13 protein-coding genes, 1 other RNA gene and 1 pseudogene are annotated in these 14,390 nt (G+C 73.8%); 10 read left to right on the plus strand and 5 right to left on the minus strand.

The window, feature by feature from the left end; genetic code table 11:
* Positions 1 to 195 precede the first annotated feature (195 nt).
* The 4 genes from AC5WAM_RS29295 to AC5WAM_RS29310 all read left to right on the plus strand — a co-directional run bounded on the left by AC5WAM_RS29295 (position 196) and on the right by AC5WAM_RS29310 (position 4,455).
* A complete protein-coding gene (locus AC5WAM_RS29295; protein ID WP_495519376.1) occupies positions 196 to 1,233 on the plus strand; it encodes an ABC transporter substrate-binding protein in 1,038 nt (345 codons plus the stop codon).
* A gap of 205 nt (positions 1,234 to 1,438) precedes the next feature.
* The gene (locus AC5WAM_RS29300; protein WP_495519377.1) at positions 1,439 to 2,317 is read left to right on the plus strand and encodes a Nif3-like dinuclear metal center hexameric protein; all 879 of its coding nucleotides are present in this window, start codon (positions 1,439 to 1,441) and stop codon (positions 2,315 to 2,317) included.
* Entirely contained in the window at positions 2,314 to 3,057 is a 744-nt protein-coding gene (locus AC5WAM_RS29305) for a zinc ribbon domain-containing protein (RefSeq protein ID WP_495523670.1), read from the plus strand. The genes AC5WAM_RS29300 and AC5WAM_RS29305 overlap by 4 nt, the downstream gene beginning before the upstream one ends.
* Positions 3,058 to 3,066: 9 nt before the next feature.
* Positions 3,067 to 4,455: a bifunctional RNase H/acid phosphatase gene (locus AC5WAM_RS29310; RefSeq protein ID WP_495519378.1), complete on the plus strand. Its 1,389-nt coding sequence runs from the start codon at positions 3,067 to 3,069 to the stop codon at positions 4,453 to 4,455.
* 92 nt (positions 4,456 to 4,547) lie between these two features.
* Here AC5WAM_RS29310 and eda read toward each other — a convergent pair whose 3' ends face one another.
* Together eda and yaaA are read right to left on the minus strand one after the other, a co-directional pair.
* On the minus strand, positions 4,548 to 5,180 hold the full coding sequence (gene eda, locus AC5WAM_RS29315) for a bifunctional 4-hydroxy-2-oxoglutarate aldolase/2-dehydro-3-deoxy-phosphogluconate aldolase (RefSeq protein ID WP_495519379.1): 633 nt from the start codon (positions 5,178 to 5,180) through the stop codon (positions 4,548 to 4,550).
* A gap of 72 nt (positions 5,181 to 5,252) precedes the next feature.
* Entirely contained in the window at positions 5,253 to 6,053 is an 801-nt protein-coding gene (yaaA, locus tag AC5WAM_RS29320; RefSeq protein WP_495519380.1) for a peroxide stress protein YaaA, read from the minus strand.
* Positions 6,054 to 6,223: 170 nt separating this feature from the next.
* Between yaaA and AC5WAM_RS29325 the strand changes: the two genes are divergently transcribed.
* A complete protein-coding gene (locus AC5WAM_RS29325; protein WP_495519381.1) occupies positions 6,224 to 7,672 on the plus strand; it encodes an RNB domain-containing ribonuclease in 1,449 nt (482 codons plus the stop codon).
* Here the strand turns inward: AC5WAM_RS29325 and AC5WAM_RS29330 are convergent.
* Complete coding sequence (locus AC5WAM_RS29330) at positions 7,659 to 8,330, minus strand: hypothetical protein (protein ID WP_495519382.1); 672 nt, start codon at positions 8,328 to 8,330, stop codon at positions 7,659 to 7,661. The genes AC5WAM_RS29325 and AC5WAM_RS29330 overlap by 14 nt on opposite strands.
* On the minus strand, positions 8,327 to 9,154 hold the full coding sequence (locus AC5WAM_RS29335; protein ID WP_366795605.1) for a MerR family transcriptional regulator: 828 nt from the start codon (positions 9,152 to 9,154) through the stop codon (positions 8,327 to 8,329). Before AC5WAM_RS29335 ends, AC5WAM_RS29330 begins: the two co-directional genes overlap by 4 nt.
* A 124-nt stretch (positions 9,155 to 9,278) precedes the next feature.
* Here AC5WAM_RS29335 and AC5WAM_RS29340 point away from each other — a divergent pair, with 124 nt between their 5' ends.
* From AC5WAM_RS29340 to rnpB, 5 genes and pseudogenes are all read left to right on the plus strand, one after another.
* Entirely contained in the window at positions 9,279 to 9,713 is a 435-nt protein-coding gene (locus AC5WAM_RS29340; RefSeq protein ID WP_495519383.1) for a DUF4260 family protein, read from the plus strand.
* Positions 9,714 to 9,731: 18 nt separating this feature from the next.
* Positions 9,732 to 10,265, plus strand: a complete 534-nt coding sequence (locus tag AC5WAM_RS29345; RefSeq protein ID WP_495519384.1) for a TetR/AcrR family transcriptional regulator — start codon at positions 9,732 to 9,734, stop codon at positions 10,263 to 10,265.
* Between the two features lie 254 nt (positions 10,266 to 10,519).
* On the plus strand, positions 10,520 to 11,305 hold the full coding sequence (locus AC5WAM_RS29350) for an AraC family ligand binding domain-containing protein (RefSeq protein ID WP_495519385.1): 786 nt from the start codon (positions 10,520 to 10,522) through the stop codon (positions 11,303 to 11,305).
* 183 nt (positions 11,306 to 11,488) lie between these two features.
* Positions 11,489 to 12,208: pseudogene (locus tag AC5WAM_RS29355) on the plus strand (DMT family transporter); the annotation flags it as partial.
* A 118-nt stretch (positions 12,209 to 12,326) separates the two neighbouring features.
* Positions 12,327 to 12,728: RNase P RNA component class A (gene rnpB, locus AC5WAM_RS29360), an RNA gene on the plus strand.
* Between the two features lie 263 nt (positions 12,729 to 12,991).
* Here rnpB and AC5WAM_RS29365 read toward each other — a convergent pair.
* Positions 12,992 to 14,317, minus strand: coding sequence for a tetratricopeptide repeat protein (locus AC5WAM_RS29365; RefSeq protein WP_366795608.1), 1,326 nt, complete (start codon positions 14,315 to 14,317; stop codon positions 12,992 to 12,994).
* Between the last annotated feature and the right edge of the window lie 73 nt (positions 14,318 to 14,390).

The raw sequence follows: 14,390 nt of genomic DNA on the forward strand, positions 1-14,390 counted from the left end.
CTAGTTTTCGCACGTTCTGGCGTGGCACCCGAGGCCGGTCGCTTCACGCGTACGTGTGGTGATGTCCCGAATCGCCTGAGAAGCCGGGGGCGAGTGTGCTGGGTGGGGGAGCAGCTATGGTTAGGCAACCCTAAGTTGCGCCCGGGTCCGCCCCCTCGGTCCCCGTGCGCCCCGCACGTCCCCCTGGAGCACCGCATGTCCGTACGCCGCCGCCGACCCGCCCGCGCCGCCGCCGCGGCCCTCGCCGTGGCCGGGGCGCTCGCCCTCGCGGCCTGCGGCTCCGGCGTCGGCTCGGGCACGAGCGACCACGGCGGCGGCAGCAAGGCCGTGGCCCAGGGCGGCGAGGACTTCGCCAAGGCCGCCGAGCGGACCGCGCGGATGGGCACCACGGCGAAGCCCGGCCAGTTCCCGCGCACGCTCACGCACGCCCTGGGCAGGACGGAGCTGAAGCAGCGGCCGCAGCGGGTCGTGGTCCTCGACGTCGGCGAGCTCGACAACGTCGTGTCCCTCGGCGTCAAGCCCGTCGGCTACGCGCCCACCGAGGGCGACGACGGCGTCCCCGGCTATCTGAAGGAGCGGGCGGGCAGCCCCCAGGACGTCGGCACGATCAACTCCCTCAACCTGGAGGCGATCGCGAAGCTCAAGCCCGATCTGATCCTCGGCAGCGAGCTGCGCGCCGCCAAGCTCTACCCGCAGCTCTCGAAGATCGCCCCCACCGTGTTCTCCGTGCGCCCCGGCTTCACCTGGAAGGAGAACTACCTCCTGAACGCCGCCGCGCTCGACAGGTCCGCCGAGGCCAGGGCCCAGCTCGGCGCGTACGAGAAGAAGGCGAAGGCGCTCGGCGACGAGCTCGGCCCGAAGAAGCCGACCGTCACCATGCTGCGGTACCTGCCGGACCGCGTCCGCCTCTACGCGAAGGCGTCTTTCATCGGCACCATCCTCGAAGACGTCGGCCTGCCCCGGCCCGAGAACCAGCGGATCGACGATCTCGCCACGGAGATCAGCCCGGAGAGGATCGACGAGGCGGACGCCGACTGGATCTTCACCGGCGTCTACGGCGACCCGAAGAAGACCGGCCGCTCCGCCGCCGAGCGCAACCCGCTGTGGAAGAAGCTCGACGCCGTGCGGGAGGGCCGGGCGAAGAACGTCCCGGACGAGACCTGGTACCTGGGCCTCGGCGTGACCGCGGCCGACGCGGTCCTGGACGACCTCAAGGGGTACCTGGCCAAGTAGGGGCCCCCGGGCAACCGGCGCCCAGGCGTCCGGGCAACCTGGGCCCCCGGGCTGCCGGGCCCCCTGGCTCCCGGACCCCGGGCTCCCCGGCGCCTGTGGCGAAGATCACTGGGGCCGCGGAGCGGGGGCCGCCGGCGGCGATCGGCCAGGTCGGCGAGAGCGGCGCCGGTTCAGGCGCGCAGGACCTACAGGTAGCCTTTTGTGCGTGCCCCGTCTGTCTGAAGTCATCGCCGCGCTCGACGCCCTGTGGCCCGCGGAGCGGGCCGAGCAGTGGGACGCGGTCGGCACGGTCTGCGGTGACCCGGACCAGGAGGTCTCCCGGGTCCTGTTCGCCGTCGACCCCGTCCAGGACATCGCCGACGAGGCGGTCCGGCTCGGCGCCGACCTGCTCGTCACCCACCACCCGCTCTACCTGCGCGGTACGACGACGGTGGCCGCCTCGACGTTCAAGGGCCGGGTCGTCCACGACCTGATCAAGAACGACATCGCGCTGCACGTCGCCCACACCAACGCCGACACCGCGGACCCCGGCGTCTCCGACGCCCTCGCGGGCGCCCTCGGCCTGCGCGTCCTGCGCCCCCTGGTGCCGGACCCGGCCGACGGGCACGGGCGGCGCGGGCTCGGCCGGATCTGCGAGCCGGAACACCCACTGACCCTCGCCGAGTTCGCCGAGCAGGCGGCGAAGCGGCTGCCCGCCACCGCGCAGGGCGTCCGCGTCGCGGGCGACCCGGAGCAGCTCATCCGTACCGTCGCGGTCAGCGGCGGCTCCGGCGACAGCCTCTTCGGCGCCGTGCGCGCCGCGGGCGTCGACGCCTTCCTCACCGCCGACCTGCGCCACCACCCGGTGTCGGAGGCCCGCGCCGAGACACCGCTCGCGCTGCTCGACGCCGCGCACTGGGCCACCGAGTGGCCCTGGTGCGAGCTGGCGGCCGCCCAGCTCGACCAGATCTCCGACCGGCACGGATGGGGCCTTCGCGTCCACGTCTCGAAGACGGTCACCGACCCCTGGACCGCCCACGCGGCGTCGTCCCCCGCAGGGAGCGCCCCCGGCGCCCCTTCTGATTCCTTTGGAGCCCCCAACTGAACGCCGCGCCCGCCGACCAGATCCGTCTCCTCGACGTCCAGGACCTGGACGTCCGTCTCGCCCAGCTCGCGCACAAGCGCAAGTCGCTGCCCGAGCACGCCGAGATCGAGTCGCTGACGAAGGACTTCACGCAGCTGCGCGACCTGCTCGTGGCCGCGCAGACCGAGGAGAGCGACTGCGCCCGCGAGCAGACCAAGGCCGAGCAGGACGTGGACCAGGTGCGCCAGCGCGCCGTCCGCGACCAGCAGCGCCTGGACTCCGGCGCGGTCACCTCGCCCAAGGACCTGGAGAACCTCCAGAAGGAGATCGCCTCCCTCGCCAAGCGCCAGGGCGACCTGGAGGACGTCGTCCTGGAGGTCATGGAGCGCCGCGAGTCCGCGCAGGAGCGCGTCGCCGAGCTGACCGAGCGGGTCTCCTCCGTGCAGGCCAAGCTCGACGACGCGACCGGCCGCAGGGACGTCGCGCAGGACGAGCTCGACCGCGAGGCCGCCACGGTCACCAAGGACCGCGAGGTCGTGGCCGGGGCCGTCCCCGCCGATCTGCTCGCGCTCTACGACCGGCTGCGCGTGAAGCAGGGCGGCATCGGCGCCGCCAAGCTCCACCAGCGGCGCTGTGAGGGCTGCCGCCTGGAGCTGGACATCACCGAGGTGAACGAGATCAAGGCTGCCGCGCCCGACAAGGTCGTGCGCTGCGAGAACTGCAGCCGCATCCTGGTGCGCACCTCCGAGTCCGGCCTGTAAGGGGCGCGCGTGGCGCAGGAGTTCATCGTCGAGGCCGACGGCGGCTCCCGGGGCAACCCGGGGCCCGCGGGCTACGGCGCGGTCGTCATCGACGCCGTCACCGGCGAGACGCTGGCCGAGACCGCCGAGTACGTCGGCATCGCCACGAACAACGTGGCCGAGTACAAGGGCCTGGTCGCAGGCCTGAAGGCGGCCCGCGACCTGGATCCCGAGGCGACGGTCCGCGTCCGCATGGACTCCAAGCTGGTCGTCGAGCAGATGTCGGGCCGCTGGAAGATCAAGCACCCCGACATGAAGCCGCTGGCCGCCGAGGCGGCCGCGGTCCTGCCGCGTGCGCAGGTCACCTACCAGTGGATCCCGCGCGAGAAGAACAAGCACGCGGACCGCTTGGCGAACGAGGCGATGGACGCGGGCAAGCGCGGCGAGCAGTGGTCGCCCTCGGCGTCGACCGCGGACCTGCGCGCCGCGTCCCGCGCCGCCGCGGAGCCCGCGGGCCCGCCCGGCGACGCGGCCGCGGGCGCGGCGAAGGCCCGGGCGGCGCTCGCCGGGGCGACGGGCAGGGCCACCGGCGCGACGAGCGCGGGCGGGACGAGCGCGAGCGCGGGTGCCGTCGCCGCCGACGTACGCGCGGCGCACTCCGTGGCGGCGGGCGACTCCGGCACCTCCGCGACCTCCGGCACCTCCAGCGCCTCCGCCACCTCTGGCACCTCTGGCACCTCCGGCACCGGCACGGACACCGCGACCCCGCCCGTCGGCTGGGCCGCGCCCGCTGACCTCGGCGCCCCCGCGACCTTCGTGCTGCTGCGGCACGGCGAGACCCCGCTGACGCCCGAGAAGCGCTTCTCCGGCAGCGGCGGGAGCGACCCCTCGCTGTCCGAGGCGGGCCGGGAGCAGGCCGTCCGGGTCGCCGCCGCGCTCGCCGCGCGCGGCACCGTGCAGGCCGTCGTCTCCTCGCCGCTGCTGCGCTGCCAGGAGACCGCCCGCACGGTCGCCGCCCGGCTCGGCCTCGACGTCGAGCTGGAACCGGGTCTGCGCGAGACGGACTTCGGTGCCTGGGAGGGCCTCACCTTCGCCGAGGCGCGCGAGCGCTACCCCGACGAGCTGACGGCATGGCTCGCCTCGCCGAACGTCGCGCCGCCGGGCGGCGAGTCCTTCGCCGAGGTCACGAGCCGGGTCTCGGCGGCCCGCGACCGGCTCCAGGCCGCGTACGCGGGCCGTACCGTGCTGCTCGTCACGCACGTCACGCCCATCAAGACGCTCGTACGGCTCGCGCTCGGCGCGCCGCCCGAGTCGCTGTTCCGCATGGAGCTGTCGGCGGCCTCGCTGTCGGCCGTGGCGTACTACGCGGACGGCAACGCCAGCGTCCGGCTCCTGAACGACACGGGGCACCTGCGCTGACAGCGCCCCGAAGGGGCGCGGGGAACTGCGCGACCAGGCACGACGGGTCCGCAGCCGACTGGCAACCCAGCGCGGCCATTCCAGCGAAGCGCCTACCGTAGCCCCGCCGCCTCGCGCGCCAGGGACTCGACCCGCGTCCAGTCCCCGGCCGCGACGGCGTCGGCGGGCAGCATCCAGCTGCCGCCCACGCACCCGACGTTCGCGAGCTTCAGGTACGACGGCGCGGACGCCGCGGAGACGCCGCCCGTCGGGCAGAAGCGGGCCTGCGGGAGCGGGCCCGCGAGCGACTTCAGATAGGCGGTGCCCCCGGCCGCCTCGGCGGGGAAGAACTTCATCTCGCGGACGCCGCGTTCGAGCAGCGCGACGACCTCCGACGTCGTCGAGACGCCCGGCAGGAACGGGACGCCCGCCCCCCGCATCGCCTCCAGGAGCGTGTCCGTCCACCCCGGGCTGACCAGGAACCGGGCGCCCGCGTCCACCGCGGCCTTCACCTGGTCCGCCGCGAGGACCGTGCCCGCGCCCACCACCGCGTCCGGGACCTCGGCGGCGATCGCCCGGATCGCGTCCAGGGCCACCGGCGTCCGCAGCGTGACCTCGATGGCGGGCAGGCCCCCCGCGACGAGCGCCCGCGCGAGCGGCACGGCGGCGTCGACGGTGTCCACCACCACTACGGGGATGACGGGGGCGAGGTCCAGCACGGAGGCCTGGGCGGCGGGGGTGTCCATGGGGGCATCGTGCCTCGCCGCCACCACCCTCCGCAAAGCCCGTTGCACCCCCTGCAACAGCAGGGCGGGGCCTCAGTGGATGTCCCGCACCACCACGTCCAGGGACCACGCCGCGGTCGGCTTCGCGGGCGGCTGCGCCTCCACCGCGTAGCCGAGGTCCCGGAGCGCCTCCACCAGCTCGGCGGGGGACGCGGGCGCGGCCCCTGCGGTCAGGAGCGAGCGCACCACGCGGCCCTTCGTGGCCTTGTTGAAGTGGGAGACGACGGAGCGCCGCTCCACGCCGTCCACCACGCGCGCGTGCAGCACCCGTACCGTCGCTGTCCGCCCCGCGACCTCGCCCTTGGGCTTCCACGCCGCCGCGTACGCCGCCGACCGCAGATCCAGGACGAGACCGTCCCCGGCGGCCTCGGGGAGCACGGCCGCCATCGGGGTGCGCCAGTGCGCGGCGAGCGCGCCGAGGCCCGGCAGCTTCACACCCATCGAGCAGCGGTAGGAGGGGATGCGGTCGGCGACGGACACCGCGCCCCACAGGCCGGAGAAGACGAGCAGGGAGCGCGCGGCCCGCCGCTTCGCCGCGGCGTCGAGCGTGGCCAGGTCGAGCGCGTCGTACAGGACGCCCGTGTAGATCTCACCGGCGGGCCTGGCCCCCGCGGTGCGCAGCTCGGCGTTCTTGGCGACCTCGCCGCGCAGCCCCTCGCTGAGGCCGAGGACCTCGCGGGCCTTCTCCTCGTCGGCGGCGCACAGCTCCACGAGCTCGTCGAGGACGGCGGCGCGGGCCTCGGCCAGGCCCACGAGGGACAGCGACTCGGGCTTGAGCGGCGCCCCGCGCCCGGAGGCGGCCTTACCCTCGGACGGCGGCAGAAGGACGAGCAAGGGTCTTCTCCTTCGGAGGCTATGGACTGGGCGCCGCCCCAGCGTACGGTGTGGCGCCCCTGCAAGGGGCGCGGGACGCGGCTCCGCCGCGTGGGCGCGATCAGCCACAGGCGGCCCGCAGGCGAAGGAGTCCAGATGCCACCCCGAAGGGCCGGGCCTACGCTCGGGGTATGCCCCGGCGCAAGTTCCGCGTGACCGGCGCAGCCGAGGCCCCGCTGCGGGCCGCCCTGCGGGAGCTGCGCACAAGGCTGGACGTACCCGAAGAGTTCCCGGCGGGGGCCCTCGCGGAGGCGGAGCGCGCCGCCGCGGCCCCGCGGCTGCCCGACGAGGACGCGACGGACGTCCCCTTCTTCACGATCGACCCGCCCGCCTCGGTCGACCTGGACCAGGCCATGCACCTGTCGCGGCGGCCGGGCGGCGGCTACCGGGTGCGGTACGCCATCGCCGACGTGGCCGCGTACGTCACCCCGAAGGGCCCCCTCGACACCGAGGCCCACCGGCGCGTCACCACCCTCTACTTCCCCGACGAGAAGGTGCCGCTGCACCCGACCGCCCTCAGCGAGGGCGCGGCCAGCCTGCTGCCGGACCAGACCTGCCCGGCGCTGGTGTGGACGATCGACCTGGACGCGGACGGCCGCACCGAGTCCGCCGACGTGCGCCGCGCCCTGGTCCGCAGCCGCGCCAAGCTCGACTACGACGGCGTACAGGCGAGCATCGACGCGGGCACCGCCGAGGAGCCGCTCGCGCTGCTCGCGGACGTCGGCCGGCTCCGCGAGCGCCTTGAGGCCGAGCGCGGCGGCATCTCCCTCAACGTCCCCGAGCAGGAGGTCGTCGAGGGCCCGGGCGGCGGCACCTACGCGCTCGCCTACCGCGCGCCCCTGCCCGCCGACGGCTGGAACGCCCAGATCTCCCTGCTCACGGGCATGGCCGCCGCGCAACTCATGATCGACTCCGGTACGGGCGTCCTGCGGACGCTGCCGACCGCCCCGGACGGTGCGGTCGGCCGACTGCGCAGGACCGCGAAGGCCCTGGGCATCGACTGGCCGCACCACGTCCCCTACGCCGCGCTCGTCCGCTCCCTCGACCCGCGCCTGCCCCGCCACGCCGCGTTCCTCCAGGAGTGCACGACGCTGCTGCGCGGCGCCGGGTACACGGCGTTCAGCGGCGGCGAGGTCCCCGAGCTGACGACGCACGCCGCGGTGGCCGCGCCGTACGCGCACTGCACGGCGCCGCTGCGCCGCCTCGTCGACCGGTACGCGGCCGAGCTGTGCCTGGCCGCGTGCGCGGACGCCGCGCCCCCGGAGTGGGTGCTCGCGGCCCTGCCCGGCCTGCCCAAGGAGATGGCGGAGGGCACGCGGCGCGGCAACGCCGTGGAGCGCGCGAGCGTCGACCTCGTCGAGGCGGCTCTGCTCAAGGACCGCGTGGGCGAGCTCTTCGACGCGGTGGTCGTGGACGTGAAGGAGGCGGAACCCGCCGTCGGCACCGTCCAGTTGACCGACCCCGCCGTCGTCGCCCGGATCGAGTCGGCCGCGGCCCGGCTGCCCCTGGGTGAACGCCTGCGCGTCCGCCTCGCGCGGGCGGACCCCGCCGCGGCGAAGGTCCTGTTCACTCCCGCGTGACGAGGTCGCACGCCTCCGGCGGCACCGGCGCCGGACGGTCGGCCACCGGCTTGTGCCGCTCCTGGGCGCCGCGGAGCGCCTCGACGAGGCCCTTCGGGTCGTCGGCGTGCAGCCGCACCACCCGGGCGTACGCCGTCCGCCCCAACGGGCGGACGAACGCGACGGGTTCGGCGAGCTCCACGGTGACGGTCGTCTGGTTGCCGACGGAGACGTCGACCGTGCCGTCGGCGCCGCAGCGGAGCGCGCGCCCCTCGGGGTAGCGCCGGTCCACGCGGACGCCGCGGACGAGCGGGGCCGGGATCCGCAGATCGAGGAGCTGTCCGTAGCGCACCCTGAGCGAGCCGTCCGCGCCCGCCACATGGGGCCGCGTCACGCACGCGGCGTGCAGGGCGACGATCTGCAGCACGGTGTACGCGTCGACGAACAGCAGCGCGGCGTGCGCGAGCGGCCACGGCACGACGACGGCCAGCGCGACCGTCTCGACCACCGCGAGGAAGGCGAAGGCGAAGAGCGTCGGAGTCTGCGGGCCGGTGTACGCCGCCGCCCGGTCGCCGGGGCCGACTCCGTGGCGCCGCCGCGCCGCCCACAGGCCGAGGCCGCGCAGCCCCCGCAGCTCGTGCGCGAGCAGCCGCCGCGCCACCCGGACCGGCCCGGTCACGGCGACCACCGCGTCGTCCCGGTGAGCAGCTTCAGCATGTGCCGTACGGCCGCCGCCTGGGCGGGCGCGAAGTCGTCGAGGAAGGCGTCCCCGAAGGCGGTGCCGAGGCGGGCCCGCTCCCGCGGCGCGGGCCCGCCGCCCGGGCCGCCGGGCGCCTCGCGGTCCTCGCCCCCGCCCACGAGGACCGCGAGGATGCCGTCGGGCACGAGCCCGGCGAGATCCTCGCCGAGCGGCACGACCCGGGGGTCGTCGGCGGGCGCGTCGGCCAGCTCGTCCAGGCGCGCGTACACCTGCCGCATCCGGGCGCTGAGCCCGGCGTCGTCGGCGACCTCGCGCAGCGTCGCGTAGAGGCGCTCGCGCAGGCCCGGCTCGGCGATGGCGTCGAACAGGGCGAGGTGTTCGAGGTCCTTCGCCGCGCTCGCCGATTCGGCGGGCGACAGCCGCGCGAACAGGACGGCGAGCCCCGGCGACACGGGCCCGTCGCAGGGCAGCAGCCCCTCCCTGGACAGCTGGAGCAGCTCGGCGAGCCGGGTGCGCCGCTCCCGGACGGCCGCCTCCTGCCGGGCCAGGTCCTCGTCCAGCTCGGCGAGGACCTCGGTCAGCTCGCGCCCGGCGTCGTCCGCGAGCACGTCCCGCACCTCGTCGAGGCCGAGGCCGAGTTCGGTGAGGCGTTTGATCCGCGCGAGCACGATGGCCTCGCGCAGGCCGTACGAGCGGTAGCCGTTGGGCCGGCGCAGCGGCTCGGGCAGCAGCCCGAGGTGGTGGTAGTGCCTGATGGCGCGCGTCGTCAGGCCGACGGCCGCCGCGATCTCTCCGATCCGCATGCCCTCAGTAGAAACGTTGACGCCGCGGCAAGGTCAAGCCTGCGCCCGCACCTCGGCCTTGACGGCTAACAGTGTTAGCCATACGGTGTGGCTAACGCTGTTAGCCACACGTGGAGGAGACCTCATGGCCACCGTCGCCGCCCCCGCACCGAAGGCCCCGCACGCCCCGGCCCGCGCCGCCCTGCGCACGGCGCCGCGCTTCGGCTGGTTCGCCGGTGCTCTCTTCTGGACGGCCTTCGCCGTCCTGGAAGGGGTCGACCACGGCTGGCCCGCCGCCACCGCCGCACTCCTCTTCGCCCTCGCCCCGGACCTGGCCCTCTTCGTCGGCCTGAGCGAAGCGCCCCGCACGGCCCGCGGCCAGCTCCCGCCCCGGGCCGTCCCGTACTACAACGCGGCCCACCGCGCCCTGGTCCCCCTCGCCCTCCTCGTCGTCTACACCGCCGTGCCCCTCACCTGGCCCCCCGTGCCGGCGGCCTTGTGCGGCTGGCTCGCCCACATCTCGTACGATCGCGCCTTCGGCTATGGACTGCGTACGAAGGAAGGGTTCCAGCGTGGCTGACCGAGGAAGGGGTCCGGCGTGGCCGACCAGCGACTGACCGCCCGCGCCCGCGAGATCGTCACGGCGGCCCGCGCCCTCGTGGAGGAAGCGGGCCCCGAGGCCCTGACCATGCGCTCCCTCGCCGACCGGCTCGGCATCAAGGCGCCGTCGCTGTACAAGCACTTCCCCGACAAGGCCGCGGTCGAGGTCGAGCTGATCGCCCAGCAGCTCGCCGAGTCCGCCGCGGCCTGCGAGTCCGCCGAGGCCCGCGCGCCCGGCTCCCTCGCCGCCCTGGCCGACGCCTACCGGACCCACGCCCTGGCCCACCCCCACCTCTACCGCCTGGCCACCGAGCGCCCCCTGCCCCGCCACGCCCTGCCGCCCGGCCTTGAGGAACGGGCGGCGGCCCCGCTGCTCCGCGTCTGCGGGGGCGACGTGGAACAGGCCCGCGCCGTATGGGCGTTCGCCCATGGCATGGTCATCCTGGAGATCCACGGCCGCTTTCCCGAGGGGGTCGGCCTCGGGGAAGCGTGGAAGAGGGGAGTGGCGGCGTTCGAGGGAAGCGCCCCGTAGAGAAGCGCCCCTAGGGGGGGCGCGGGGCTTTGTCGACATGCGGCTCCCTCGTACGGTCGGGCCCCGTAGGGGCGCGGGGAACTGCGCGACCAGCCACGACGGATCCGCAGCGACGCGACGACCGGCAAGGCACGTCCAGCACGGAGGCACGGGGGGCGACGGGGATGACGGGCAGGGGAGGGGCACGTGGCGGCGAGCGCGGTGGCGGTGGCGAACGAGCGATCTGGACCCGAGCCCCCTTGGGGGGCGGCGCCATGCTGGACCTGCTGACCGCCCGCTTCGACCGGCACCGCTACGCCCCGCACGCCCACGAGGAGTTCACCGTCGGCGTCTGCGTGGCGGGCAGCGAGATCATCGACTACCGGGGCGGCCGCCTGGACATCGGCCCCGGCGCCGTGGTCGTCCTCGCCCCCGGCGAGCCCCACACCGGCCGCCCCGCCCCGGGCGACGGCTACGCGTACCGCGCGATGTACCCCGCCCCGCACCTGCTGGCCGACGCGGCCAGGGGCCTGCCGCACTTCAGGGAGGCGGTCGTGGACGACAGCCAGCTTGCGGCGGCCCTGTACGCGGCGCACACCGAGCTGAGCGCGGGCGGGGCCGCCGACCCCCTGACCGCGTTCGCCGCCGAGTCCCGGCTCACCTGGCTGCTCAGCACGCTGGTCCGCCGCCACGGCGGCGCCCGCCCCGCCCCCGGCGCGGTCCCGGGCGCGGCCGCCCTGGCCCTCGCCGTCCGCGACCGTCTGGCCGACGACCTCGGCACCCCGCCCACGCTCGCCGAGCTGGCGGCCGAAACCGGTCTGTCCCGCTACCAACTGCTGCGCGCCTTCCGTACGACGATGGGGATGCCGCCGTACGCCTGGCTGGCGCAGCACCGCGTCGCCCGGGCCCGCGCGCTCCTGGAGGCGGGACGCAGACCGGCCGAGGTCGCGACCTTGGTGGGCTTCGCCGACCAGGCCCATCTGACGCGCTGGTTCAGGAGGGTGCTCGGGGTGACGCCGGCGGCGTACCGGAGGAGCGTGCGCGGGGTCGCCGCGCCTTGAGCCCGGGCGTGCGCCCGGGTTCCGGGACCCGAGGCTCGGGGCACGCCGGGCTCAGGGCCTGGGGCTCGGGCCTGCAACAACGTTCAAGACATCCCCGCCCGCCGCCCGCACACTGCGGACATGACGGCACGAGGCTGGTTTCTCTTCTCGCTCATGGGTGTCCTGTGGGGCATCCCGTACCTGATGATCAAAGTGGCGGTCGACAGTGATCTGACACCGTCCGTGGTGGTGTTCACGCGCTGTGCGCTCGGCGCCGCGCTGCTGCTGCCCTTCGCGATACGCCAGGGCGGACTGCCCGGCGTACTGAAGACCCACTGGCGCCCGATGCTGGCCTTCGCCGCCGTGGAGATCCTCGGCCCCTGGTGGACCCTGACCGACGCCGAACGGCATCTGTCCAGCTCCACGGCGGGCCTCCTCATCGCCGCGGTGCCGATCATCGGCGCCGCCCTCGCCCGCTTCTTCGGCGCCGCCGAACGCCTCGGCGCCCGCCGCCTGACCGGGCTCGGCCTGGGCTTCGCGGGGGTCGCCGTCCTCACCGTCCCGCACCTGACGGGTGGCGACGCCTGGTCGCTCACCGAGGTCCTGATCACGGCACTCGGCTACGCCACGGCCCCGCTGATCGTGGCCCGTCACCTCCGGCAGGTGCCCACGCTCCAGCTGATCGCCCCGTGCCTGGCGCTCGCGGCCCTGGTGTACGCCCCCGCGGCGGCGGCGACCTGGCCGAGCGAGGTCCCGGACGCCAGGACGCTCACGGCCCTGGCGGGCCTCGGCGTCATCTGCACGGCCCTGGCCTTCGTGGTCTTCCTGGAACTCATCCACGAGGCGGGCCCGACCCGGGCGGTCGTCTTCACGTACATCAACCCGGCGGTCGCGGCGATCGCGGGCGTCGCCTTCCTCTCCGAGCACCTCACCCCCTCCTTCTGGGCCGCCTTCACCCTGATCCTGGCGGGCTCGTTCCTGGCCACGGCGGCCTCGGCGCCGCGGGGCCGGTCACGGCGGGTACCATGGTCGACACGGCAGACGAGCCGGGCGGACGGCCGCGTGGAGGTCCTTGCGGACCTCTCCGAGGAACGTCCGGGCTCCACAGGGCAAGGTGGTGGCTAACGGCCACCCGGGGTGACCCGCGGGACAGTGCCACAGAAAACAGACCGCCGGGGACCTCGGTCCTCGGTAAGGGTGAAACGGTGGTGTAAGAGACCACCAGCGCCTGAGGTGACTCAGGCGGCTAGGTAAACCCCACCTGGAGCAAGGTCAAAAGGAAACACCCCGGTGTTTCTGCGCGGACGACCGAGGGCTGCCCGCCCGAGTCCGCGGGTAGACCGCACGAGGCCTTCGGCAACGGAGGCCCTAGATGGATGGCCGTCTCCCCGGCCGCCGCGAGGCGCCCGGGCGACAGAACCCGGCGTACAGCCCGACTCGTCTGCCGGCGAACTGGAGAAGGGCCCCTGAACTGGCGTTCAGCTGGTCAGGGGCCCTTTCTTTTCCTGGCGCCACCTGTGAGAACTGCTCACTCTTTGTGGCTGCTTCGGCTTGGTTCTCGGTGTGCCGTGGCGATCCTGTGGTGGTCGACGGTGTCGCGAGAAGGCTGTCAGCGCAGCACGGTGGACGTATGGAGGGCGCCCCGACAGTCGTGCGTCGGGTCAGGCGCACGAGTGCGACGCTGCTTGAAGTTCGCCGGGGTGCTCCTCAGGCGGACTCTGCCTGATCCTGAGCCCGCTGATACACGTGCGCTGCTGTTGGATTGCGTAAATGCGGGCGAAGCAGGGATTTCATGTGCTGGATCTTCCTGTCAGCGCTGCCGGATGACACGAGCGGGTAATCATCAAGCACGCGCTCCCAGGTCGAGCAGGCCTCTTCCAGGTGCCCCAGTTCGAACTGGCGCTCAGCTAGCAGCGAGTTGTACCGGACGCTGCTTCGGCGGTAGTGCGAGTGACGAAGGCGGTCGGATTCCTTCAGGGACTCGATTGCACCGACCTTGTCACCAAGCGCGTACTTCACCTGGGATACGTGGTAGGCCAAGGACGACGGCGCGTAGCTGCCAAACGCCTTTGCCCTGGCCTCCGCCTTCTCCATGGCCACCTCCGCCTCGCGGATGTAGGTCAGCGCTTGATGCTTGGACCCAGTGGCAGCGTACGAGTGGGCTTGTTGCCCAGCCAGGAACGCGCGCATACGCGGCCCGGCGGCAGGTGCTGCCGCCGCAGCGGCATCGGCAAGGCGCTCGGCGCGTTTGGCGTGGCCGAGGTCGACTGCTTGGAGGCTCATTCCACGAAGAGTGGTGCAGTACGTCAGGTGATCCTCGGCGGCGCCAGCGTACTCAAGCGCCTTGAGGTAGTACTGCTGCGCCGCGCCGTGCAGCCCCTCGTCGACGGCCATAAACCCTGTCAGATACAGGAGATCCGCCGTGGCGGAGAACAAGGACTTCCGGACCGGCTCTGAGGCGTCTGCACGAAGGTGGGAGCCGACTGTGTTGACTAGGAAAGCCGCAGCCATGGGGCGTGCGTGGCGCCCGCCGAACTGGTCATCCAGTCGCGAAAGTTCTTCGGTCATGGCTCTTACCGCGTCCACCTCCCGGACCCCGATCCGATGTGCCCGACCCGACTCCACAGCTACAAGTCGTCCGGCCACGTTGGGCCAGTCCGGCACAGTGAGCGTGACCGAGAAGAGAGTGGCCCCCAACACGCCTCGGCGGGACGGGTCCATGTCGTACCTCCCCAGCTCGATCAGCTCATCCACGATATCCGTCTGCTGCGAAGGTTGGCCGGACTGAGGTTCGAATCCTGCTTCAGCACAGGTGACCGTTCGGGACAGCCGCCTGGAGAACGCTTCGACGATGAACCTGGGCACCTGTCCCCTGGGTATGGTGCCTCCGAGCCAGTGGTGGACGCCAGAGGCGTCGTAGCGCAGAGGTGTGCCGTCCTCAGCCCCCACACGGTTCACAGCCCGTGCGCATTGGCTGAGGGTCCATCCGCTCTCGCGCAAGAGGCGTCGCAGGGCCTCATTTGGCTCGGACATGGCCGTCAACTCCCCGCGCCAAAAGGCGCTTTCAGCGCTTTAAAACTGCCGCTGCGTCGCAACCGTACCGCTC

Source organism: Streptomyces sp. JLYT201, from assembly GCF_059448825.1.